This is a genomic window from Shewanella sp. M16, from assembly GCF_018224605.1.
Classification (GTDB): Bacteria; Pseudomonadota; Gammaproteobacteria; order Enterobacterales; family Shewanellaceae; genus Shewanella; species Shewanella oncorhynchi.
Map to the genome: position 1 here is coordinate 43569 of NZ_JAGTUL010000002.1, position 23873 is coordinate 67441.

Below are 23873 nucleotides of genomic sequence, written 5' to 3' on the forward strand. Positions count from 1 at the left end.
GATCCCAAGCTTAACAAATACTCTACAGACAAATTGTCTCAGGACAAACTTCTGATGGTTCATAGTGACCTATTCATCTATTTTCAGTGCTAGAATTGGTCGCAAATGAGTCAAAATGTCCAGAAGCAGACAATATGAGCCAGATAGATAATAACCTCAAGCCTCTTCCATCGGCAGTATCGGTACTGATTGTTGATGATGAACCCGGAATGCGGAGTTTTTTAAATAAGGCACTCTCGAAGAAATTTGCCTTAGTCGAAACGGCGGGCAGTATCGAAGATGCGGAGCAGCTGCGTAGCCGTTGCCATTTCGATTTGCTTATCGTCGACATTCGTCTGCCTGGTCGTTCGGGTATCGAATGGCATGAAGCGTTGGATGAGCAGGGGCGTCGTTCGGACATCATATTTATGACTGGCTATGCTGACATGGAAGTCGCGATTACCGCGCTACGCGCTGGTGCGTCTGACTTCATCATGAAACCTTTCCATCTCGAACAGATGATGACTGCGGTCGATCGCTGTATCGAACGTCGCTTGCTTAAACGTGAAAACTTGATGCTGCGTCGTGAGGTTTCAATCGGTTATTCATCGACCATTATTGGCAGCAGTGAAGCCATGAAGTCGGTGAAACATATCATCGAACGTGTGGCGCCGACCAATGCCGTCGTCTTGATCCAAGGTGAGTCGGGCACGGGTAAGGAATTAGTCGCACGGCAATTGCATTTGCTTAGTGGACGTCAGGGACCTTTTGTCCCAGTTAACTGTGGCTCTATCGCCCCTGAACTGCTCGAAAGTGAATTGTTTGGCCATACCGCCGGTGCATTTACGGGTGCGAAAGGCAATCGTGAAGGTTTATTCAGTTTTGCCTCGGGCGGGACGATTTTTCTCGATGAAATTGGCGAAATGCCACTGAAAATGCAAACGGCTTTACTCCGAGTATTAGAGCAAAAAGCGATTCGTCCTGTGGGCAGCGAGAAAGAAGTTAACATCGATGTGCGAGTGATCGCGGCCACTAATCGTACTCTGATTGATGAAGTGGATGCAGGGAATTTCCGTCGAGATTTATATTATCGGCTGAATGTGCTCGATATTTTAATCCCGCCATTACGTGATAGACCCGAAGATGTCGTGGAGTTAACCCATCATTTCACTCGCCAACTTGCCGCTGAATTAGGGGTAAGAGAAGTCGTGTGGAGCCATGAAGATATGGTGAAACTACAGCAACACGAGTGGCCTGGTAACATTCGTGAACTGCGCAACATGATTGAGCGTTGTATTTTGCTGGGCAAACCGCCAGCGGAATATTGGAAGCAACAGCTGAAGAGTGAGTCTTTATCTACATCGGGTTATCCATTGGATTGGCCATTGAAAGACGTGGAAAAACACCATGTGACTAGCGTTGTGGACTTACATTCTGGTAATAAGTCTGCTGCGGCGAGGGATTTAGGCGTTTCGCGTAAGACCTTAGATCGCAAGTATAAAGAGTGGTTTGATTTTAGTGGCGAACAGGAGTTATAAAGTGTCATTCTTCACTCACTTTTTTGGTGTCAGTTGGCAGCAAATGCAGGCCAAGGTGCGCTATCGCATATTAATCCTGACGTTACTGCCCATTCTACTGACACTGGTGAGTTTAGTGTTTATCACTATTTACTGGAACATCAGTTATACAGGTAAGCAGCTGTTTATGAAGGTTAAAGCTGACTTATCTGTTGCCGAAAACACTTTGCAGCAAGTGCAAGTACGCCAAGAAAAACAACTTGAACGTGTGGTGACGTCTTGGACTTTTCAAAATGACTTTAGGCCACTTTTCAGTGGTAAAGAATTAAGTGGCGAAGTCAGCTACCGAGCCAGTATTGATGCTTTTCTCCTTGAACAGAAAAAACAGCTAAATCTCGATTATTTGCGTTTAGTTAGTGTTGCCGAAGCTGCCGCAGACCCCGATTTACGTCAAATCCTCCCTAAGTTAGACGGTTTATTACCTTACTCCGGCTTGATGGTGCTGCCGCCCGAGCGTTTAGCACGTATCGACCCCGAATTGGCTATCACTGCGAGCATTCCGATAGTTGCAACCTTGCGGGCGCAGAGCCCCGTTAAAACCGTTGAAGAACGTGGTTTATTGAGCCGTAGCCTATTGCCCGTCCCTGATATGGAAGGCAAAGTGGCTTGGTATCTCGATGGTGGGATCTTGTTTAATCGCGATACTCGAATTGTTGACCACATTCGTGATCTGGTATACGACAAAGGCACCTTGCCCGAGCGTTCCATCGGCACTGTGACCATCTTCTTAGATAACATCCGTATTTCCACCAACGTGCCGCTGCATTTTTATCCCACAGGCAATGAGACGCTGGGCCGCGCGCTTGGCAGTTTAGTGTCGGAGGAAGTGAAAGACAAAGTGTTAACTCAAGGCGAGCAGTGGGTCGATCGCGCTTTCGTATTTAACGATTGGTTTATTTCCGCTTATGCCCCCTTGGAAGATGTTCGCGGCCAACGTGTCGGTATGATCTATACCGGCTTTTCTGAATCGCCATTTATCCATAATTATTTACTCAATATCATAGAGCTAGGCACGATTCTAATGTTAGTGCTGTTGGTCTCTGGCCTGCTGGTTTATCGCGGTGCTTATAGTTTATTGCAGCCCATTGAACGTATTCACCATGTTGTACAAGCTGTGCAGTCGGGGCGCAATATTCGTATCGGCGCCTTAGGATTAGATCGGGATAATGAGTTATCGAACTTAGCCGAGCAATTTGACAGTATGCTTGACTTACTACAGCGTCGAAATGCCCAAATTCAAGCGGCGGCAGAACAGCTTGAAATGAAGGTTGAAGAGCGTACTCGTAGCTTGCAGGATAAAACCTTAGAGCTGCAACGTAACGTGGCATTACTAAACGAAACGCGTCAACAGCTCGTCACCAACGAGAAGCTCACTGCTCTTGGCGAATTGACCGCAGGTATCGCCCATGAAATAAATAATCCGACTGCCGTAATTCTTGGCAATATGGAATTACTGCGCTACGAGCTTGGCGACAATGCAGAAGTGGTAAAAGAAGAAATTGATCTAGTCATTCAACAGGTTGGGCGGATCAGCACTATCATCCGTAGCCTGTTACAATACAGCCGACCTGGCGAATTCAACGCACCACTAGAAATGCATCCGATGACTCCTATTATCGAAGAAATGTTGGTGTTGGTGCGACATTCGATTCAAAAACAAGAAGTCGTGCTGATCACTGAGTTGAACGCCAGTTGTCCAGTACAGGTTAATCGTCCGCAGTTGCTGCAAGTCTTGATTAATCTTGTCGTGAATGCGGCGCATGCGATGGACGGTAAAGGACGTATTTGGGTGCGAACCTATGACTGGGTGCAGCAAGATATGCCGGTTGGCGTCAAAATCGAAGTGGAAGATGAAGGCTCAGGGATAGCGCCAGAGCAGCTGGGACGGATTTTCGACCCTTTTTATACCACACGTAAGGATGGCACTGGTTTAGGTCTTTCGCTCAGTTACGGCATTATCAAGCGAATTGGCGGCACGATAGAAGTGAGTTCAACTTTGGGTAAAGGGTCTTTATTTACCATAGGTTTGTATCATGAAGCGAAGGAAGATCAGCAAAATAATCCCTACGATGGCTTACACTTTGCGGGCAACTACAGCGATATGTCTGCAGATTAGTCTTATCCCGTTAGATAGGCAGTGTGTTGTATTTGGCTAATTACGTTTGAATTAAAATATGTTGAGCGATTGCTAGCTTTGTATTATGTGGCTTTGCATTACTGATTTTTAGGCAAAAAAAAGCCGGATGATGAGTCCGGCCACAAAGAGTGTGTGTGAGCAATGTCGTGCTTGCAAACTCAGGAGCTCCATAACAACGTCGATTACCAGTCATCGTTGTTAAAGATGAGTTTTGGAACGCACGTTAACGATAATCATTCTCAATTGTGTTTGCAAGCTATTTATTGCAAAAAGTGCACATCTTTACAAATATTGTTTTGCTCTCATCCATTAACGGTTTAGATCGACTTGCACAGATACAGTTTATGATCGACTAAGCTTTTAGGATCGGCTGTCAGTTCAGTAATTAAATATTGATTACTGATCAATAAATTAAGCATCGCAGGGAAGCGGTTCAGCGTCTTCACTTGAATATGATTATATCCTTGGCGGCGCGCCCAAGTTTCTTGATATTCGAGTAGACTCTGCGCTAAGCCTAAACGTCTAAAGTCGGATGCAACGCCACCTAACCAGCTATAAAATATGGCTTCTTCTTGCTCGTAACCCAGTTTAAACCCTGCCAATTCACCTTCTACATATGCGACTAAGATCAAACATGTCTTGCCCTGTAAGCGCTGGTCCAACACTTCGTTTGTGAGTGGGTGATCGAGCTCAGGGATTTGTTGGCTAAGTTCGATAAGCTGAGCGGCTAACTCGGGAGTCAAAATTGACTCTGCTTTAATTTCAATAGAATACATAGTTTACTCTCATAAAAAATCAGCCCCACTCGCGCGTTAACAGGAGCAGGGCTGAGCTATTAACTGGTTAAATTGTAACAGGTCTGGCCAGTTGGGTTAGTTAGGAAATTGATTCTTGCGGATTGGCTCGCAAAATCTTGTCCTGTAAGACTTTTAGCAAAACACCGTATGCCGGTAGGAAAAGGCCTAAGCTCACGATTAGCTTAAAGCCGTAATCGACTGTAGCGATTTCGGGCCAATTGGCAGCCATAAAGCTATCGGAAGAGGCGTAAAAGGCGATACTGAAAAAGACTAGAGTATCGACCAGATTTCCGACTAAGGTGGAGGCTGCTGGGGCGACCCACCAAGAGCGACTGGCTCGAATACGGGCAAAAACCTTAATATCCATCAACTGACCAATCAAATAAGCCGCGAAGCTGGCAAAGGCAATTCGGAACACAAAGGTATTCCACTGTGCAAGTGAATCAGCACCTTGAAAGCTACCTTGATGGAACATCACTCCCATCACGTAGGAAATCATCAAAGCGGGAATCATAGCTTTGAGTATGATGCTGCGTGCGGCTTGTTGGCCAAAAATACGGACAGTGAGATCTGTGGCTAAGTACACGAACGGAAAGCTGAATGCCCCCCAAGTTGTGTGGTAGCCAAACAGTTGAAATGGCAATTGTACTAAGTAGTTGCTGACGCAAATAATCAGTATGTGAAATCCTACTAATAGGAATAAAGCGCGGCGAAGCTGCGCTGTGGTTAACATTAACATATGTGGCCTTTTTAGTTGTGTAGGGCGGGGTGAGGGAACCCGCTAATATTCAATTTATTATGTTTACGACTTTATTGCCGGTGACAGCGTGCTGAAATCGGGTCGCCATTATAGTGGTCGAGTTTTAAGATGCAAGTCTGCTGTTTAAATGTGCACATAGAATGAAAACTCTTCTACACTTTGAATACGTCGAAGGAGGATAGCCATGAGACGATTTTTTGCTACTTTTTGCTTATTTTTAGCAGTGTTACCTGTATCTGTTTCCGCCGCTCAGCCGATAGTGGTCAATGTCGCAACGTCAACGTGGGAGGGATTTGCCAATCGTGATAAAACGGGTTACTACTTCGAGTTACTTCAGCGGATTTTCCCTGAGCCAGAATGGCAACTCAATGTGCAGTTTATGCCTTTTGCCCGCAGTTTATATCTTGCTGAGCACAATCGTACCGATATCACGCTCAGCGTTTACAAGGGGGATATTAAAAAGGGGCTATTAACAGAGAATATGGTTGAAGTGGACTCTATCGATGTGGCTGTTACTGCCGAGGTGGCGGCAGGCTGGACTGGTATTGAAAGCCTATCCCACAAGAAGGTTCAGGCCATGCTGGCCTACAGATACAATATGCTGACACCTGTGCCTATGTATTACGAAGAAAGTAGCGATATGTTGACTATGCTCAATAGCTTAAATGCTGGACGTATAGATGCCGTGCTAGATTACAAACCTAATTTGCTTACGTTTGTTCCTAAATTAAAGGCGCCACAAAATTTTGTGATTATTCAAGGCGTACTTAAGGCCGAAACCTATTTTGTTTTCGCTAACACCGAGAAAGGCCAGATGTTGAAACAACATTTTGACCTTGCACATAAGCGCTTAATCGATTCGGGTGAACAGGACAGGCTTTACCTTGAAACGATTGAAAAACGAAGGGCTGATGGCGCTGAATAGTCTTAATGTTTACTAGGCTTATTACATTTCGAATAAAATCGACATTATGGTTGCGAGTTTATTTTCAAGCTCTTGCCACTCAGCTTCGGGCTCAGAACCTGCAATAATTCCCGCACCCGCAAATAGGTTAATCCGACCGGGTTCGATCAGCGCACTGCGGATCGCTACCGAAAACTCACTCTCATATTTATTGAAATAGCCGCAGGCACCGGCGTACCAACCGCGAATATAACCTTCACGTTGACGAATAAAGTTTAGCGCTGAATATCGCGGCAAGCCGCCAACTGCAGGAGTAGGATGCAGGGCTTGCAACAGTTGGAAATCATTCACGCCCGGCTTCAATTCGGCTCGAATTGCACGGTGTAAATGTTGAATATGGTTCAGTTTAAAAATAGTCGCTAATTCATCGGCGCCAACATAATTGCTCAGCGGCGTGAGCATATTCACTATGTGGCTACGAACAAGTTGGTTTTCAACGCTATTTTTGTTGTCTTCTAATAAAGCGTTCGCCAGCGCAATATCTTCTTCTTGATTGAGACCGCGTACCGTTGTACCGGCAAGTGCCTCGGTAAATAGCTCCTGCTGACGGCGGCGGAATAAACGCTCTGGTGAGCAAGAGATAAAAGTGCGATCTGGGCTAAATTGAAAGCCAAACTGGAAACTATTGGGATTACGGCCCTGCCAGCAAGCCAGTACCATCCAAGGATCGATAGGTTCGTTGACTTCAAGTTGTGTTAAGCGGGATAACACGACTTTTGGGGTATCTTGATTGAACTTAGGATCCACCACTTGCTCGACTAATGTCTTCCAACGTTCAAAATCAGGTTTGTCACTGCGCCCAAGTGGAACGATCTTTTTAGGTGGCGAGAGTGGCTTAGCTGGCATGACGGCTTCGATAGCGCCGATGGCCTTATCTATCTCGCTATGGTGATCATTATCAGCAAAATTAAGATTCACTAATAGGCTAAATTTGTTACCACTGCGTCTAAATTCAATGCGCGGCAGGATAAAGCGGCTATTACCGAACTCAGGCCAAGACTCTATAGTGCGATCGAAGGCAACACCGCCATAGTAGCGAATATTCTGATTCGTCGATAAGGCTCGCTGCTCTTGGTAGGCCATGGCCAGTTGCTGATCATTGATTCCGGTTTCAAATCTAAAGTCTTTGCACGCCCCTATCGCCGCGACTTCTTCGATTCTGTCGCGCCCATGCCAGTAGATCCTTGGGTATTGAGTCTGTGATGCCAGCCATGAAATTAAAGGCATAGCGACAGTGTTTAGTGACAACTGCACTATCGGTTCCGTCGGTGGAACTTGCTTTAATTGAATGAGTTTGTCGATGAGAGACTTAAGGTCTTCAGACAGGGCATGAACGGGCAAATAGAACTCCAAAGATAACGGATGAAGGCGAAAGCTGAAGGTCACTCTGTCAGCGTCAGTAAATTCGACTCAGGTTAATGCCCTCTTTTACAAGCCATTTACCTGTAGTGATTTTAGTCTGTAAATAAGAATCTTTCGCTCAAATTAAAGGCCACGGTCGAGTGTGTCAAGATGTAAGGCCCTACCGTGTGACTTTCGCCATAGTCTCATTTTACGCTGATAAAAAATGTGACTTGAGTGGGTCTTTTTGTCGGGCAAGTCACCATCGGTGGACATTTTGTCTCTTAGTCGCTAAATGTACTGTCCCTTTGTCGTAATTAGTCGATCTAGGTTGGTTTTTAAACGTTTTTCGGTTGAGACAGATTAATCGCGGTCCACAATAGCTGGCACATCTTAAATTTTCTACGTGACAAGTTAGATGTCTATTAACGTATGACTCGCCGTGGGAATGAAAAGACGACTAGGGTGAAGCCTTGTCATAGGCTGTTCGTTAGATCTTTATAGGCAGATATAGCATGAAACTCTTAGATCTCGAAGGCGTTAGCTTCAACTATGGCAGCCAGTTACCGACGGTATTACAGGAAATTAACTTGGCGATTTGTACAGGCCAATGCCATTGCGTGAGCGGTCCTACGGGCTCAGGAAAATCGAGTCTGCTAAACCTACTGGCGGGCGTGTTAAATCGCCCGCATGAAGGTGACATCTGGCGTTATCCTCAATTGGTTACGGGTCTGGTAATGCAAGACCCACAAACTCAGCTACTAAGGCAAACCGTTGGTGCCGAGGTGGCTTTCGCCTTAGAAAACCTCGGTATTCCCACCGAGCAAATGCTACCTAAAGTGCAATTAGCTCTGCGGCGTGTGGGCTTGTATTTGCGCCTCGATACCCAAGTCAGCACGCTTTCTCTCGGTCAAAAATATCGCTTAATGATCGCCGCCCAGTTAGTGTCAGAGCCGCATTTACTGCTGCTCGATGAACCTTGGGCACAACTCGATGATCACGGTGTGAGTGAGCTGCTGGTCGTGCTTCGCAATCTTATCCAAGATGGTATGGCGCTAGTATTAGTTGAGCATAACGCCTCGGCATTCGCCGAGATTATTCAGCATTATTGGCAGTTAGAGGCTGGCAAGTTGTCCGAAGGCATCTATACCGTGAGCGATGCGCCGCAAATTGAAGCGCCTGCGTGGCGACATCAAGCTAAATTTGAGCATTTAGGCAAAGTCTTGGTCAGCGCCGAAGCCTTTGATTTTGGGTTCGATGCTTGTCCCATGTTATTTGCGTGTCCGCAAGGATTCCAATTACAGGCGGGGGAGATAGTGACCTTAGTGGGCGACAACGGCTCTGGTAAAACGAGTCTATTGAAAACCATAGCGGGCGTGCACAGTTTAAGGCAGCGTCTTCCCCTTAAAGTGCTAGGGCGAAGGCCTAAATTGGGGATTTATGGCGCGGAATTGGGACTGTTGATGCAAAGGCCGAGTCGACAATTATTCGAGTCTAACGTGCTAGCCGAAATGCAGTTTAGCCTTAGGCGCTTTGAACTCCCCAAAGAGCGAGCGGTGCAAATGTTGGACGAGTTGGATTTATTTAGCTTAGCCCATCTGTCGCCCCACAAATTATCCTACGGCCAACAGCACTTGATTGCCTTAGCGTCACTCGCCTGCCTACGCCCTAAGGTGCTGCTTTTGGACGATCCATTGGCAGGGATGGATAAGCATTACTACGGCAAAGTGTGGTACTTGCTAAAGCGGTTAAGCTCCCAAGGTTGCGCTATTTTGCTCAGCACTCACAGAAGCATTGAACACAGTGCTGTGTCACGGCAACTGAGTTTACGCAATGGTTTATTGGTGGAAGAGTCAACTGAAATGGCTGAGCGTTATGTGGGGTAGTTGTGAGCTTTTCGCGCGTGAGGGTCGCTGGTTTTGAATGCCTAGCCCTTAGGCATTTGTTGAAATAATGAGAGATTGAAATGGGCCTAATCTACGCCTTAAGCTCTGATTTCATCGTATCTTGTTTAGGACCCTTTATTTACCAAGAAAGTCTATGGTGATTTTCTAATCCTCGTCTTAGAATGCCCCTCACGTCTGTTCTATAATAATCAAAAATAACAACAGAACATTTGAGCGTAAGTCGCTTTAATGTCGTATGGTTAAGTTGATATTTTATTCAGGCACATCATCCTTGGGGTTGTAGATATGAGTGAGTCGGCAGAATCAGTTGAACTTATCAAATTACCTGTGTCGCAATTGACATTAGGTATGTTTGTCAGTGCCATAGACAAAAATGATAAAGGTCAACTTGCTATTGCAAATGCAGGACAAATTAAACACAAGGATGCGATTTTAAAGTTAGCTAAAAGTGGTATTAAATTTGTTTGGGTAGACGCTGATCGTTCGGCTGAACATTGTGGGTTAAAGAAAAAAATTATTAACGATAATCAAACCGACAATAAAAAAGCGCTCATTAGCCGAGATAAGCAACAAGCTCAAGCTAAAGTCATGCTTACCGAAGCGAAAGACCTCATTCGTAAAGTCTTATCTGAGACTTTCGAAGGTAAAGCCATCGAAGTAGCTCCCTTCGAAGCGTTAGCCGATACCATGATAGAGTCAGTGATGTTGGATGCTGATGCGCTTAAATGTATGTCTGCACTCCGTTCAAAAGATGCCTATCTACTTGAACATTCAGTGAATGTCGCCTTTCTACTGGTTACCTTTGGTAAATACTTAAAGCTAGATCGTGTCATGCTACGGGAAATGGCGGTCGGGGGTATTTTGCATGATATTGGCAAGATTAAAGTCGACAATAAAGTGCTGCACAAGCCGGGCAAACTGACGCCGGAAGAGTTCGAACATATGAAGCTGCATCAAGTGTATGCGCTTGAAATTATGAACGAAACTACTGGTCTGTCGCAGATCAGTAAAGATATCTGCTTAATGCACCATGAAAAATTAGATGGCAGAGGTTATCCAAGGGGTTTGAAGGGTGATGAAATCCCCCGCCATGGCCGTATGAGTTGTATAGTCGATATCTTCGATGCTTTGACAGCGACGCGATGTTATAAAGAGGCTATGAGCCCTGCCGCGGCCTTTAAAATTTTACTCAGTCTAACGCCATTCCATTTGGATCAAGAATTGGTCTATGAGTTTATTCGTTGTATTGGTGTTTACCCTGTGGGTTCCTTAGTTGAATTGTCGGATGGTCGTGTTGGTATTGTTTGGGCCTCGAAAGATAGGGATGCGCTACATCCAATCGTAAAGTGTTTTTATTCTTTAAAAGTAAAACGTTACACTGATGTCGCTATGGTGGATTTATTAAAATCTGAACTTTATATTGAACGCGGTGTGTCACCGAGTACATTAGATATCGATCCGACTCCTTTCTATTAATCTTCAAATCCTACCTTAAATGCCGGTCATCTGAGTCGATGGCTGGTGTGAATGATTGCAGAGCCTGCGCTAAAAACCGTAAACTGAAAGTATTTCTCTGGTCGAGCAATGCTATGAACAGTGCTATGAAATCTCTATTTCCTATTTTTATCATTATCTTATCCTTGGCTTTGTTAATCCCTGGGGTGACTCAACCAATTTTGAGTATCAGCGGCAGTATCGATAAGGCCAAGCTGGCGGAACAAGGCATAGAGCAAGTTGCCCAAAGCTTTGATGAGGACTCTGGGCGTGAAAGTGCCCGCGGTATGTTAAGCATGGTCAGTGGCTTGCTTGGGTTTAATAGTCTTAAAGGTGAAGTCCAAGTGCTGCAGAAGACTCGTAGTATTTGGGGAACAGTGACCGAGCTTTATCACTCTGGTAATGGACTCGTCGCGGGATTAGTCATGTTATTCAGTGTGATAGTGCCTGCCTTGAAGTTGAGCTTAATGCTGGCACAGCAATGTGTTAGCTCGATTGGCCTGAAACTGAGGATTAATGCCGTCGTCAACTCACTCGCCAAGTGGTCGATGGCCGATGTGTTTGTGGTAGCGCTGATCATCACCTTTATGGCGGGGAACGCCTCAGGTGGCATGGGGGAAATGCTAAAAACACAGGCGCAATTTGAAAATGGTTTTTACTTCTTTACCGCTTACTGCATTTTATCGATCCTGAGTGGTTTTTTAGTGCGGCGTCCAACGCCAATTTTGTAGCTATTTTATAAGGCATCCCGACCTTAGCGATAAGGCCGGATGCCGAGATTTAACGCGGTTAATGGCGCAGTGAGTTAGGACAAAGTGCCATTTTGATAAATGGGCATAATCCAATAGCGACAGGGATTATGTTTGCAGACCAACGCCAGCGCCGCGAGCAGCGCGGCTTGTTGTGCAACGGGGTGCATGATTTCGAATTTGCAAAACTCCCGATAACCTTCAACTTGTTCCTTGATATTAAAATGGCTGTGTTCACGGCTAAAACCACAAATATTCCCTAGGCTAAAACCCGATAGAAACTCTAACTCTATCAAGGTATCGACTATGTCGTCCTTAATATCATTTTGGGCGATCAGTACTAACAGTTGTTCTGTGCTCATTTACGTTTCTCCAGCCAAAAATACAGAATAGGCAGTAAATACAGTGTGGTAATGGTTGAAGTGAGCAGACCGCCAATCACCACAATCGCTAAAGGTTTTTGAATTTCAGCCCCAGGACCTGAGGCAAACACTAGCGGCATAAGACCAAACATGGCCGTTGTCGCCGTCATCAAAATGGGGCGTAAACGCCGCGCCGCACCTTGTTCTACCCGTTCGCGCAGATTACTGAACATGTGCTTGGTTTGTTCGTAATAGCTGACCATTACCACGCCATTGAGCACAGCGACGCCGAGCAGGGCGATAAAGCCAACTGAGGCGGGCACGGACAAATACTCCCCCGATAAATACAGGCTAACTATGCCGCCCATCATAGCGAAGGGAACGTTGGCGAGGATTAAGCCCGCTTTGGCCAGTGAGCCAAATGTGGTGAATAAAATCAAAGTGATCAGTGCGATAGCAATGGGGATCACTAACAGTAAATTGCTGGTGGCCCGCTGCTGGTTTTCAAACTCGCCACCAAAACTCACGCTATAACCGCTCGGGAGTTTGATTTCCTTTGCGATTTTAGCGTTGAGCTCTTCTACAAAACTCACAATATCGCGACCCTGCACGTTGGTGGTGATCACTGAAAAGCGATTCCCTTGCTCACGCTCGATAAGGATGGGGCCTTGCTTATAGCTTAATGTGGCGACATCACTGAGGCGTTTTAAGGAGTGATCTGGCATCACCAGTAACTGATTTTTAAGCTCATTAATGCTGCTTAAGTGGCTCTGATTATTAGCCATCAGCACGGGTGTGCGCTTCTTACCTTGCAGCACTTCGGTCACGATCACGCCTTCGAGCTGGCTTTTCAGGTAGCGAGCAAACTCCATGGTGCTCATGCCAAAGCCTCGGGCGAGCTCGTTATCTAAGGTGAGGTTGATAAAAGGACTGCCTTCGATCATCGCCATTTTTACATCGACGCTGCCGCTGGTGGCATTAACGAGCTGTTGGATCTGGCTCGTGAGCTGGCCTAAGGTGTCGATATCATTACCAAAGACCTTAATCGCCACATCGCCAATGCTGCCGGTGAGCATTTCAGACACGCGCATTTGTATCGGTTGAGTAAAGTTAAAATTAACGCCGGGATAGTCCAATAACACAGTGCGGATCGCATCGATGAGCGCTTCTTTATTTGCAAAGCGCCATTCGCTGCGGGGCAAAAGTTCTAAGAACACATCGGTTTCATTGAGTCCCATGGGATCTAAGCCGATTTCATCCGCGCCAGTACGCGCCACCATCTGCCTGATTTCAGGTACTTTAGCGAGCAAGGTTTGCTGAATTTGCTTGTCGATGGCAATCGAAGCTTCGAGTGAAATCGACGGGGATTTCTCCAACTGCAGGATAATGTCGCCTTCATCTAAGGTCGGCATAAAGGTTTTTCCCACTAACCCGAACAAGCCTAAGCTGACGATAAGCAAGCTAAAGGCGATCACCATAAAGCGTTTTTGATGGCTAAACGTGCTCTTGAGGCTGGCCAGATAAAGCTGTTTAAGCTTTTCAATCGCCTTAGGTTCCTTGGCGGCTTTTTCGTTGACGAGATAAGAAGCGATAACCGGAATGACAGTTAACGACAACACCAGCGCCGACAGCATTGCAAACACGATAGTGACCGCAACTGGGGTGAAGAGTTTGCCTTCAAGCCCGCTTAAGGTCAGTAAGGGCGAGAACACTATCATGACGATCACAGTGCCCGACACCACGGGAATGGCAACGTCTTTAGTCGCGCGAAAAATCAAATGCAGCCGCGGTAATCTCTGCTTAGTAGCGATAAGATTTACCATGTTTTCGACTACGACCACAGATGAATCCACTAACATGCCGATGGCGATAACCAGCCCGCCTAGGCTCATTAAGTTCGCAGAAAGATTGAAGTAATCCATCATCAAAAACGTCATCAACGCGGCAAGAGGCAGCGAGAGTGACACGACCAATGCGGCGCGCACGTTACCTAAAAATAGCGCCAGCAAGATGATCACCAAGACTACGGCTTCGAACAGGGCATTGGAGATGGTCTCAATCGCGGTATTGATCAGATTAGCGCGGTCATAAAAGGTGTTTATCTGGCTCCCTTCTGGCAAGGTTAGGCTAATTTGATCGAGTTTTTCTTTAATGTTTTTGACTACTTGTGCTGTATTGGCGTCTTTTAGGGCGATGATTAAGGCTTCGGCAGTTTCATTGCCGTCTTTCGTGACTGCGCCATAGCGGGCTAAGTGGCCAATTTGAATATCGGCTAAATCCTGCAGTCGATACACTCTGGCATCATCGGCCTTGATCACTAATTGTTTGAGTTCGTCGATATCATCGATGCGACCTTCGGCGCGCACTATGATGGTATCTGTGCCAATGGTGAGCTTGCCCGCACCTTCGTTGTGATTATTCTCCACTATCGCCTGTTGCAGCGCCGCAAAACTTACGCCCGCGGCCGCCATAGCCGCAGGTTTGGGGGTCACACTAAAGCTTTTGGCATAGCCACCGAGGATATTCACATCGGCGACACCTGCAACGGTGCGTAGTAGCGGACGGATTTCCCATTCGAGTAATTGACGCCTTTCCATCAGCGAAAGATTGGGATTTTCGAGTGAAAACATAAAGATTTCGCTGAGCGGCGTACTCATAGGCGCTACGCCGCCCGTCACACCTTCAGGGAAACTGTCCCACACGGCGGCGATGCGTTCGCTCACCTGCTGGCGCGCCCAATAGATATCTGTGCCTTCGTCAAAATCGAGGGTGATATCGCTGATGGCGTATTTAGTGGTTGAGCGCAGAATCGATTGATGGGGAATACCTAACAGTTCGGTTTCAATCGGCACGGTAATTTGCGCTTCGATTTCCTCCGGCGTCATGCCGGGCGCTTTGAGGATAATCTTCACTTGGGTGGGCGAAATATCGGGAAAGGCATCCAAAGGAATGGAAAACCAGGCTCGCGCTCCCGCTAACATGATGATCAGCGCCACAATCAGCACAAATAAGCGCTGCGTAAGCGAAAAGCGGATGACTGAGGTCAGCATCTTATTCGCCTCCTAAGCCAAGCATTATGCCTTTGACTGCAGCAACTGATTGGGATAACACTTGGATTTGGCTGAGTTCTTGATCGCTTTCAACGATATATTGCTCAGGGGTTGAGCCAAGAATATCGATTGTAATTGAGGTGAGCGTGTCTGCGGTTTTAGTGAAGACTTGGCTGTCTTGCTCCCAACTGAATACGCTATTTTTAGGCAATAAATACACCGCCTTTTGATACTCGGGTATCACAGTGATTTGTTGTCCTAACAATAAGTTACATTCCTGCGGTACGGGTGATGACCAAGCGGTCACAAAGGCACCTTCGGCGATGGCCGACACGGACTCAATAGCGATATGGCACTGATTGATATTCACCGCCGAGAGCGAGTGCGACTGACTCATTGGTACACTGACCTTAACGCGAATGCTGTTGCTGGGCACCAGTGAGAATAGCTGTGAACCCGCCATATAAGGCCCATTCACTTGATTGAGTTTAACGATCCCCGCCACTGGCGTGCCTACCACTAGGGAGTCTGTGGTGGCATCTGTGCTTTTGACTATCTCCATAAAATGCTGCATGTGCTCGTATTCGAGGTGAGTGCTGAAGTAGTCTTTGCTGATCTCTTGCCATTTTTCTGCGCTAATACTGCCATTGTTTAATAAGGGTTTATTGCGCTCATAACGGCTCTTTGCCAGTTGATATAAGCTGCTGGCGGCTTCGACTTGGGCGAGGTAGTGGAACACTTCTGGCCCAGTCAGTTTAACTATTGCTTGGCCTTTAGTGACGAGCTGGCCTTGGCCGACGAGAAAGCTGATCTGCTGGATATTCTCCGGTGTGCTGATCCAGTAATCGTTACCGGGGAGGATTTCAACCTGCGCGGGCAACGGGCTGCCCTCATAACTGGCGACTTTCTGTGGTTGCACGTAGCTCAGGTCTAAATTACCGAGGGAGCTTATCGTTAAGGATTCAGCCTGCACTAAAGTGGCAACACTGGCGGATAAACAGAAAAGGCATGCGCCGTACTTGGCCATCATAATGAAATTCCTAAGGCTTGCAGTTGTTGGGAGTGCAGTTGTTGCTGCGCGACTTGGTTCAGTGCTAAGCGGGATTCGGTATCGAGGGCATCCATATAGCGGCGCAGCCAGACTTCGTAGCTAACTTGATTTTGGTCTTTGACCTTGGCCAGCTCTTCAGTGATGGTGCGGCTAAGGTGTAAGGCTTGGGTTAGCAATGTCTGTTGGTTGAGTAAGTTTTGTTGCTGTTGCTCTAGCTTTTTAAGCTGAGTTTTTAGCTCGATATAGGTACGGTCGAGGTTGAGCGTGTACTCGGTATTGGCTTGTTGCCATTGGGATAATTCGGTTTGTGATAGGGCAGAACCTAAGGTCAGTGGTACAGAAACGGCGATGCCAAGCTGTTGATCATCGACTTGATTATCGGCGGTATTTTTGGCCGTGAGTGAGACTGCCCAAGGATCGTTATTCCCCGCTTGCTGACTCTGGATGATCAACAGCTGTTGCTGCTTCTGCAGGCTCAATAGTTGCCATAATGGATGCTGCGCGAGCATGTCATTGGGTTGGTTGTTGGCAGAAAGTGGCCGCGCGGTTTCGGCTATGTTCTGCGGTATTTGCTCTTGTCCGGTGAGTTGTTGATAGAGGGCAAGCGCTTCAGCCTGTTGCTGGTTAAGGTCGACCCGCTCCAGTGCAATATCCACCAGTTCGCGCTCTAACAAGAGAATGTGGGCAATCGGCAGTTCGCCCGCATCTGTGAGTTGCTTTTGCTGATTATGGAGTTTGTCGAGTAATTGGCTCTTGCGATCTAATTGGGCCAGTTTCACTGCGGCAAGACGATGTTCCCACAGGCTTTGTCGCAATAATCCCGATAAATACAGGCCTTGCAGCGCAGCTTGTTGCGCCTGAATGCCTTGGGTGAGCTGTTTAATTTGCTTATCGCTACTGTGCAAAGCAGGGGATTTTATTGGCAAATTGAGTGAGAGTTCCTGCTCGTAGCTGTTACCATTATCTAGGCTACCTAAGTGACTCAAGCTAATGCTCGGCAGGCCATTGAGCCAAGATGAACTGCTTAAGCTTATTTGTGATTGCGGTAACTGGCCGCCTGACTGAGATAGAGAATGTAATCTTGCTTGGCTGGTGGTGAGTGCTTGAGATAGCTCGGATTGCGCGGCGTGGCACAGGAAACTGCTGCTGACTAAGGTCGCCAACAGACATAACTTGATACAAGACGTACTGACAGACATAGGACGATTCTATGGTAATAAAGTGTGCTGTCAGTGTAGGGATTGGTGGGCGAAAGTCGTGGGGGACATGTATCATAAAACTGTCTATGGTACATATGTCCCATAAATTAATGGGTTGATTTTGCTTTTATTTAGGAGTTTTTCGATGAAGGATCTTGTCATTATTGGTCTGTTGGCCTTGATCATATGCTTTAAGCTTTTTGACATCACTTCCGACATTCAATTGGGCATTCCCCAATGGCATATTGCCCAGGAAGCCATGTTATTAGTGCTCACTGTGATTGGTGCCATGTACTTAAGTTATGACCTTATTCGTCGCTCCCGCGAAGTGAAAGCATTGGCTAAACGGTTGGAGCATGCGGATAAAAAAATCGACAATATGTCGACGCAAATGCGCTCTGCCAGACAAGAATACAGCCAAGCTGTGTCGCAGCAATTCGAGGCTTGGGGCTTTACTAAGAGTGAGCAGCAAGTGGCATTTTTATTACTTAAGGGCTTAAGCTTTAAAGAAATTGCTGAAGTGCGCCAGACTAAAGAAAAAACCGTCAGACAACAGGCATCGACCATTTACGGTAAAGCGGCAGTCGATGGACGCCATACTTTTTGCGCTTGGTTTATGGAAGATTTTATTCAAGAACATAATCAAGATCTTGCTGCGAATGAAGCGGCATCAAGCCCTAAGGCGGCTTAATCAACGCAGGATTGGCTTAGCTGTTATAGCTATTTGTTATTGAAAATCGATATTTGCTGAGTTTTTAGTTCTAAACAATAATGAGCATCCCCTAAGTTTGCAGGAAGATGCAATTGAAAAACTGGCTGATTATCGTGTTTTGCCTGATTGCCTTGGTCGCTTCGACGCAAACCACAGGACTCGTGCGTTCACTTATCGAATTCTCCGCCTTTGTTGGCGTCCTCTACTGGGCTTGGCGAATGAAGCCGACGGCAGAGTAGATTGGCTTTGAGTTAAATCTTAGCTATTGAAAATAAAGAATATACACTAAAGACGTGATACCAATCGCTGCCCACAGCATCACCCCAAGCAACAAAGGTTTGGGGCCACTCGCCCGCATTTTCTGCACTGTAATTCCTGCACCAATCAAAAATAAACACAGGACTAATGCCCGTTTCGACACCATAAATAAGGTGTCATAAACAGCGTGGAATTGTGGCAACCAATGGGCCACGGCAATGGCTAAACAATAAAAACCGATAAAATACGGCAGGTTAAGCTTGCGCTTATCGCCACCAAACAACATAGCGCTGACCAATGCGATCGGAATAATCCACAGGGCGCGGGCAAGTTTTATGGTGGTTGCGGTTTTTAAGGCTTCATCGCCGTAGGCTGAAGCCGCGCCAACAACCGATGAAGTATCGTGGATGGCGATGGCGCTCCACACGCCAAAATCGTATTGACTCATATTGAGCAAGTGGCCGAGAGCGGGGAATAAAAATAGCGCGACTGAATTGAGCACAAATACGCAGGCTAACGCAGTGGCGGTTTGATCGTTACGCGCATTGATGGCCGGAGCGACTGCGGCAATGGCGCTGCCACCGCAAATAGCGGTACCAGAGGCGATTAAGTGGCCCGTGACATGATCAAATTTCAGGGCGCGGGTGAGCACAAACCCTAAGCTGAGGGTGAAAAAGATTGAGCCAACAATCAGGCCGAAGTTGTGGGTGCTCGCCTCGATCGCCGCGTTTAAGTTAATCCCAAACCCTAAGCCAATGATCGAATAAGACAGGAGTTTTTTGGTGAGTGCGGCGATATTCCATTGCACTGGTACCCAACCAAGGCTGGCTAAGGTAAAACCGAGCACTAGCGCCATGGGCGATGAGATAAAAGGCGCGAGGCATAACAAACCCGCACAGATGAAAACGATGCGATGAGTCTTATTATCTTGCTGTGATGTCGATGAAGAATTCATAACGCCTTAGGCTCGAGCGATTCGGTTTATCGTTCCAACCACAGATCTTCACATTAAGCGACGGATACAAAATGGCGATCAATTGGATTGATCATGGAGACAGATGCAAGAGGGCATTATAGCTGTGTGTATGAGCCTCAATAAAATCAATTAAACTTACCTAGTTAATCAATTTTATTGACTCTTAGAAGATTTGGCAAAGCAGGAGGGTAAATCGAAGAAGATGAACTGAGCTCAGTTCATCTTCTTGGCTAGATAATAAATGGCGAGGTTACAAAGCGTGAAATTATAAATTTACGATACTTTTCAAGTTGTAATCGCTGCCATCCTTTGCGGTAAACAACTTATCTTGGGTGTCGTTGGCGCTGGACATACCCGCATGTAATAGGCTGAGCCAATGGCGCGATGCGGCAGAACGTGACTCTGGTGTTCCGACTACCATGTTTAATGACGTTCCGATTTGGATATCTTCCAGATTGGCAACGTCTCTCGCACCTATCATGCCACTGCGGTCGAAACTGAGTTCAACGTGGCAACCTAGGTCCTGTAACACTATGGCGCAAGGCGCATCTTTAGTGCCGTTAAAGGCCACAAACTGTTTTGGCTGACGTAAACCACTGTGGCTGCCGTCGGCAAAAAAGGCCAACAGGTGTTGGTAGTAAACCACATAGCTGCTCACATCTTGGTGTGAACCAGAGTTAAGTGGAAAGAGGCGGTCGAGGAATTGTTTCGCATTAGCGATCTTCTCGTGCTCGGCGACATTCACTTGGGCCACGGCTAGCACTTCTTCTGCGATGAGGCTGTTTAGATTCGGTTGGATCTGGTTGCTCTTGATAATTGACATATTCATCGCTTGTTCCTCTCACTCTTTCAATTTAAAAAAATTCAGGGTTTTGATTTAACTTTTGGCTTATCAAAGTTTGTCTTCAATTTGGTTTGTCCGCTTTGAGTGCTTAGCCACTTTTAGTGGGAGTGGTTAAGCATTTCTTGTACTGGAATGGCTTAGCTTGTTCGCATTAGCCTTTCCTTGATTGCTTGATTTGTAGTCTAGTCTTTTTTTGACTACAATTTCACAATAAAAATTTTACACTGTGAATTTTACAAAATGCGCAATGACCAGAGCTTGATGAGAAAATCACATTTCCTAGGCACAAAAATACGTAACCTACGGAAACGTAATAATTTAACTATGGAAGATTTGTCGGCACGATGCATTCGAGTCGACGCGGGAAGTGCGCCCTCTGTGTCATATTTGTCGATGATCGAACGTGGCAAGCGTGTGCCGAGTGCAGGAATGCTGGCTGTGATCGCCGCGGTTTTTCAAAAAGACGCCGAATGGTTCTTAGACGATGTGCCCGAAGAAAACGCCATTACGCCAGACAAGGGCCGACGTGGTGGCATAAGCGGTATGGCACTCGAGCCCAGCTTTTTGTTTTCCAATGATATTTTACAAATAGCGATACCTGAGATGCTGTCGCAAACAGGGATCTCAGGTCGGCAGTTTGCCCATTTATTGATCCGCGCCCATCAAGAACACCATCAAAATCATTTCCCCGATCTTGAACGTGCCGCCGAAGACGTCGGCCTCAAACGTATGCCCTTATCTCTGGACGATATGCTGGATATCGCTAAGGGAATGGGATTAAAAATCAAGTGGATAGACAGTACGCCGCAGGAAGTTATCGATGAAATGGGCGTGAGTTCGCGTCAGTTGGTCACCTCATTTATTGAGCCGCCGAGCACGATTTATGTAAATAAAATCCTCAAAAATCGCCCCAACAGACTCAAATATGATTTAGCCGTGCACATAGGTCATTGCGTGTTGCACAACAAGGACGGCCTCAAGAGTGTGATGATCTCAGGCCGCAAATTAGAAGTGGATGAAGAGGCGGGTATGCAGTCCAATACCTTGAACGCGCAGGATATCTTGCATGCATGGCGCGATTTTGAATCGAGCTTCTTCGCCGGTGCGCTGCTGTGTCCTAAAGTGCCTTATCGCCAATTACTCGACCGCCACGGTTACGAGATTGAAGTACACAAGCAACTGCAAGTGTCAGCCTCGGTTGCCATGCGGCGCATGACTGTCGTATCTCCTTATCCCCATTGGCATTATTTCGACGCTTACGCACCAGGCAAGCTCAAAGCCGTTTACCGTGGTAACGGTATTCCACTGCCTTGGGGTAATATGCGACTAGTGGAAGACCCTTGTCAGCATTGGGCCGTCTTTAGGATGATCAGTGAGCCGACGGTCGGTACTTCGGCACAGATTTCGATTTTAAACGTCGGCAACGAACCCCGCATTTACTGCTGCGAGTCGATTAAAGTCGAAGACTCGGCGGGCAACCCGCATGTCCTCTGTGCCGGTATCGATTTGAATCCGGCGATTGAAGCCCAAGGCAAAGATGCCCTGTCTATCGCCCACGATTTGAAGAATGCCTGTGTCGCCAGCGGCGGTTCAGTCACTATTCCCAAACACATTAAAAGCGATCTGGTGAGCGTTGCAAAAATCCTCAATATCAACTGGATAGAACGTGGGATTAAAAACGACGCCCGCCTTATTTGCTCCCGCGGCGCCGTATGCCCACGCCAACCCAGTTGCTATCAAGCAGGTAAAACACAGTGTGATGGTACTGAATAAAGTATCGCAGATGGGATTGATGTTAAGCACTCTCACTCCAGTGACTCGCCGTAAACTCGTCCCTGAGGGCTCGACGGCGGCATCCATGCCGCCAACGGTCACTTCCATGAGAGTGCTTAACTCTGTGGACTCCTGTGTTTGTCTGTATCGCTCATTTAGTTGATAGTTAAACAAAATAACGACTTTATTCTGAAGTATGAGTAACTGATTAATAAAAAGGGATTTTATGTTTGATGATATTGTAGAGTTTAACTGGCAGAAGCCTATGTTATGCACTGATGGAACGGAATTATTTCCAAAAGACACATTAAATAGAGCAAGATACGCTTCATTTTTGCACAACTATTTGGCAAGTAATGCCATCGATGGCGGTTATGTATTAAACCTAAACGCTAAGTGGGGATCGGGTAAAACCTATTTCATTAACCGCTGGATAGAGAGCATTAAAGAGAGTCACCCTGTCGTTTATATTGATGCTTGGAAGCAGGACTATTCAGACGACCCAATGCTTACGGTGATTTCATCTTTGATAAACGCTTTAAGTGATCAATTACCTCATGGAAATAAAATAGTATCTAATATCAATGAAAAAACGGCTCGTTTTATCAAAGCTGCTGCACCTGCTTTACTCAAAGGATTGGTTAAAAAGGCAACTGGATTGAATTTAGATGACATTTCAATCGAAGACAAAATTACACATGAGCCTAAAAATGATGACAAAAGTTCATCAGATATTTTTAGTGAGTCTGCTGCAGCCATTGCACAATGCTTAGTGAAAGATCACAACGATAAACTGAAGTCGGTTGAATATTTACGATCTGAAATTAAAGAATTAATTACTGCGGTAATTGCACATAAAAAGGGTACTTTAAAAGCACCAGCTTTTATATTCATCGATGAATTAGATCGCTGTCGTCCAAGTTACGCAGTAGAGATGTTAGAAGTCGTGAAGCATTTCTTTGAGCTAGATAATATTGCATTTGTTGTTGCGACTGATACTGAGCAATTACAGCATGCAGTTAAAGCAGTCTATGGGGAAGGCTTTGATGCACAAACCTATTTAGGGCGATTCTTTAGGCGCCGTTATTCGTTAACTGAGCTTTCTCGCTATGAGTTTGTAAGCCGAATCGCAGAAAGCAAAGTGACTTATAATCCTAAGTGGAAAGAATATATTCCTAGATTAGATGAGATCGATGACTTCACAAGAGTTGTTTCTATTGTTGCCGATAGATTTAGACTATCGCCAAGGGAAACGGATCAGTTAACAGATAAATTTATAGCTGTTTTAAGCAATCAAAATAAGACTTTAAATCCTTATTTATTGTTAATTCTATTTGTATTGAGAGATAAGCATTACTCTTTGTATGAGGAATGGATTGAGTCAACCAATAAAGAGGCTAGTTTTGGCCAATCTATTGGGAAATTAACTTATCGAATCGATATTTTCCCCATGGTTTATAAAAACAGAGAGCAAGGTTTTTTTCCAAGAGAGGTGGATACCGATTCTTTGGTTGATCTTCAACAAAGCCTTGATATGATCTTATCTAATATGAATAAGGTGTGTTCTCCTTGGAACCAGAGAGAAAAAGATAAATTTATAGGCAATCTGGAAGATTCATTATATTCATCTTCATCTTCATCTCCGAACTTAACTGAAAGAGCAAATAAGGTGTATCAAATAAGGCTTATGAATCTCAAAGCTAATAAGTCAGATTATAAAAACTGGGTTGAGCTAGCGGTGTCTTTTGATGAATAGAAAGAAGCGCTTATCTATACTCCTAAGTCATTTTAGAGCTATCCATTTATGAAATTTTGGTATTAATGTAAGAATAGTAAGCTTCAAAAATACGCAGGAATTGACATGATTAAGCACTCGCGTGTAAGTGCTTAATCATTAGTTATGTCGTCACTCATTTGTTTATCGCTTTAAAAAGAACTCATCT

General features: G+C 45.9%; 19 protein-coding genes. 10 read left to right on the forward strand and 9 right to left on the reverse strand.

Features of this window, described 5'->3' with window-relative positions:
• Positions 1 to 134: 134 nt before the first annotated feature.
• Together KFE26_RS01565 and KFE26_RS01570 are read left to right on the forward strand one after the other, a co-directional pair.
• On the forward strand, positions 135 to 1517 hold the full coding sequence (locus tag KFE26_RS01565) for a sigma-54 dependent transcriptional regulator (RefSeq protein ID WP_212599452.1): 1383 nt from the start codon (positions 135 to 137) through the stop codon (positions 1515 to 1517).
• Between the two features lies 1 nt (position 1518).
• On the forward strand, positions 1519 to 3672 hold the full coding sequence (locus tag KFE26_RS01570) for a cache domain-containing protein (RefSeq protein WP_212599453.1): 2154 nt from the start codon (positions 1519 to 1521) through the stop codon (positions 3670 to 3672).
• Positions 3673 to 4010: 338 nt separating this feature from the next.
• Here the strand turns inward: KFE26_RS01570 and KFE26_RS01575 are convergent, their stop codons facing one another.
• Together KFE26_RS01575 and KFE26_RS01580 are read right to left on the reverse strand one after the other, a co-directional pair.
• On the reverse strand, positions 4011 to 4469 hold the full coding sequence (locus tag KFE26_RS01575; RefSeq protein WP_212599454.1) for a GNAT family N-acetyltransferase: 459 nt from the start codon (positions 4467 to 4469) through the stop codon (positions 4011 to 4013).
• 100 nt (positions 4470 to 4569) lie between these two features.
• Complete coding sequence (locus KFE26_RS01580) at positions 4570 to 5229, reverse strand: 7-cyano-7-deazaguanine/7-aminomethyl-7-deazaguanine transporter (RefSeq protein ID WP_105250735.1); 660 nt, start codon at positions 5227 to 5229, stop codon at positions 4570 to 4572.
• Positions 5230 to 5434: 205 nt separating this feature from the next.
• On the opposite strand from KFE26_RS01580, the gene KFE26_RS01585 reads away from it, so the two are divergent.
• On the forward strand, positions 5435 to 6175 hold the full coding sequence (locus KFE26_RS01585) for a transporter substrate-binding domain-containing protein (protein WP_212599455.1): 741 nt from the start codon (positions 5435 to 5437) through the stop codon (positions 6173 to 6175).
• Between the two features lie 21 nt (positions 6176 to 6196).
• Here KFE26_RS01585 and KFE26_RS01590 read toward each other — a convergent pair whose 3' ends face one another.
• A complete protein-coding gene (locus tag KFE26_RS01590) occupies positions 6197 to 7555 on the reverse strand; it encodes an isochorismate synthase MenF (RefSeq protein ID WP_173248418.1) in 1359 nt (452 codons plus the stop codon).
• A gap of 515 nt (positions 7556 to 8070) precedes the next feature.
• Between KFE26_RS01590 and KFE26_RS01595 the strand changes: the two genes are divergently transcribed.
• From KFE26_RS01595 to KFE26_RS01605, 3 genes are all read left to right on the forward strand, one after another.
• A complete protein-coding gene (locus KFE26_RS01595) occupies positions 8071 to 9441 on the forward strand; it encodes an ATP-binding cassette domain-containing protein (RefSeq protein ID WP_212599456.1) in 1371 nt (456 codons plus the stop codon).
• Between the two features lie 306 nt (positions 9442 to 9747).
• Entirely contained in the window at positions 9748 to 10938 is a 1191-nt protein-coding gene (locus tag KFE26_RS01600) for an HD-GYP domain-containing protein (RefSeq protein WP_212599457.1), read from the forward strand.
• A 113-nt stretch (positions 10939 to 11051) separates the two neighbouring features.
• Entirely contained in the window at positions 11052 to 11687 is a 636-nt protein-coding gene (locus KFE26_RS01605; protein ID WP_212599564.1) for a paraquat-inducible protein A, read from the forward strand.
• Positions 11688 to 11761: 74 nt separating this feature from the next.
• Here the strand turns inward: KFE26_RS01605 and KFE26_RS01610 are convergent, their stop codons facing one another.
• Genes KFE26_RS01610 through KFE26_RS01625 form a run of 4 tightly spaced genes read right to left on the reverse strand, consistent with a single transcriptional unit; the run spans position 11762 to position 17367 of the window.
• Positions 11762 to 12067: a DUF3240 family protein gene (locus KFE26_RS01610; protein ID WP_105250730.1), complete on the reverse strand. Its 306-nt coding sequence runs from the start codon at positions 12065 to 12067 to the stop codon at positions 11762 to 11764.
• The gene (locus KFE26_RS01615; RefSeq protein ID WP_212599458.1) at positions 12064 to 15117 is read right to left on the reverse strand and encodes an efflux RND transporter permease subunit; all 3054 of its coding nucleotides are present in this window, start codon (positions 15115 to 15117) and stop codon (positions 12064 to 12066) included. The genes KFE26_RS01610 and KFE26_RS01615 overlap by 4 nt, the downstream gene beginning before the upstream one ends.
• 1 nt (position 15118) lies before the next feature.
• Positions 15119 to 16147 carry a membrane fusion-like protein gene (locus tag KFE26_RS01620; protein ID WP_212599459.1) on the reverse strand — a complete coding sequence of 343 codons (1029 nt, stop codon included), beginning with the start codon at positions 16145 to 16147 and terminating at the stop codon, positions 15119 to 15121.
• Positions 16144 to 17367 (reverse strand): metal transporter, encoded by a 1224-nt coding sequence (locus KFE26_RS01625; RefSeq protein WP_212599460.1) that lies wholly within the window; start codon positions 17365 to 17367, stop codon positions 16144 to 16146. Before KFE26_RS01625 ends, KFE26_RS01620 begins: the two co-directional genes overlap by 4 nt.
• Before the next feature lie 145 nt (positions 17368 to 17512).
• Between KFE26_RS01625 and KFE26_RS01630 the strand changes: the two genes are divergently transcribed.
• Together KFE26_RS01630 and KFE26_RS01635 are read left to right on the forward strand one after the other, a co-directional pair.
• Positions 17513 to 18058 carry a LuxR C-terminal-related transcriptional regulator gene (locus tag KFE26_RS01630; RefSeq protein WP_212599461.1) on the forward strand — a complete coding sequence of 182 codons (546 nt, stop codon included), beginning with the start codon at positions 17513 to 17515 and terminating at the stop codon, positions 18056 to 18058.
• Positions 18059 to 18171: 113 nt separating this feature from the next.
• Positions 18172 to 18318, forward strand: a complete 147-nt coding sequence (locus KFE26_RS01635) for a hypothetical protein (protein WP_105253023.1) — start codon at positions 18172 to 18174, stop codon at positions 18316 to 18318.
• A 23-nt stretch (positions 18319 to 18341) separates the two neighbouring features.
• Here KFE26_RS01635 and KFE26_RS01640 read toward each other — a convergent pair whose 3' ends face one another.
• Together KFE26_RS01640 and KFE26_RS01645 are read right to left on the reverse strand one after the other, a co-directional pair.
• Positions 18342 to 19292: a YeiH family protein gene (locus KFE26_RS01640; protein ID WP_106648891.1), complete on the reverse strand. Its 951-nt coding sequence runs from the start codon at positions 19290 to 19292 to the stop codon at positions 18342 to 18344.
• Positions 19293 to 19578: 286 nt separating this feature from the next.
• Positions 19579 to 20142, reverse strand: coding sequence for a malate synthase (locus tag KFE26_RS01645; protein ID WP_011845404.1), 564 nt, complete (start codon positions 20140 to 20142; stop codon positions 19579 to 19581).
• 255 nt (positions 20143 to 20397) lie between these two features.
• Here KFE26_RS01645 and KFE26_RS01650 point away from each other — a divergent pair, with 255 nt between their 5' ends.
• Positions 20398 to 21930 (forward strand): DUF3612 domain-containing protein, encoded by a 1533-nt coding sequence (locus KFE26_RS01650; RefSeq protein ID WP_212599462.1) that lies wholly within the window; start codon positions 20398 to 20400, stop codon positions 21928 to 21930.
• Between the two features lie 226 nt (positions 21931 to 22156).
• Entirely contained in the window at positions 22157 to 23686 is a 1530-nt protein-coding gene (locus KFE26_RS01655) for a P-loop NTPase fold protein (protein WP_212599463.1), read from the forward strand.
• The last annotated feature ends 187 nt before the right edge of the window (positions 23687 to 23873 follow it).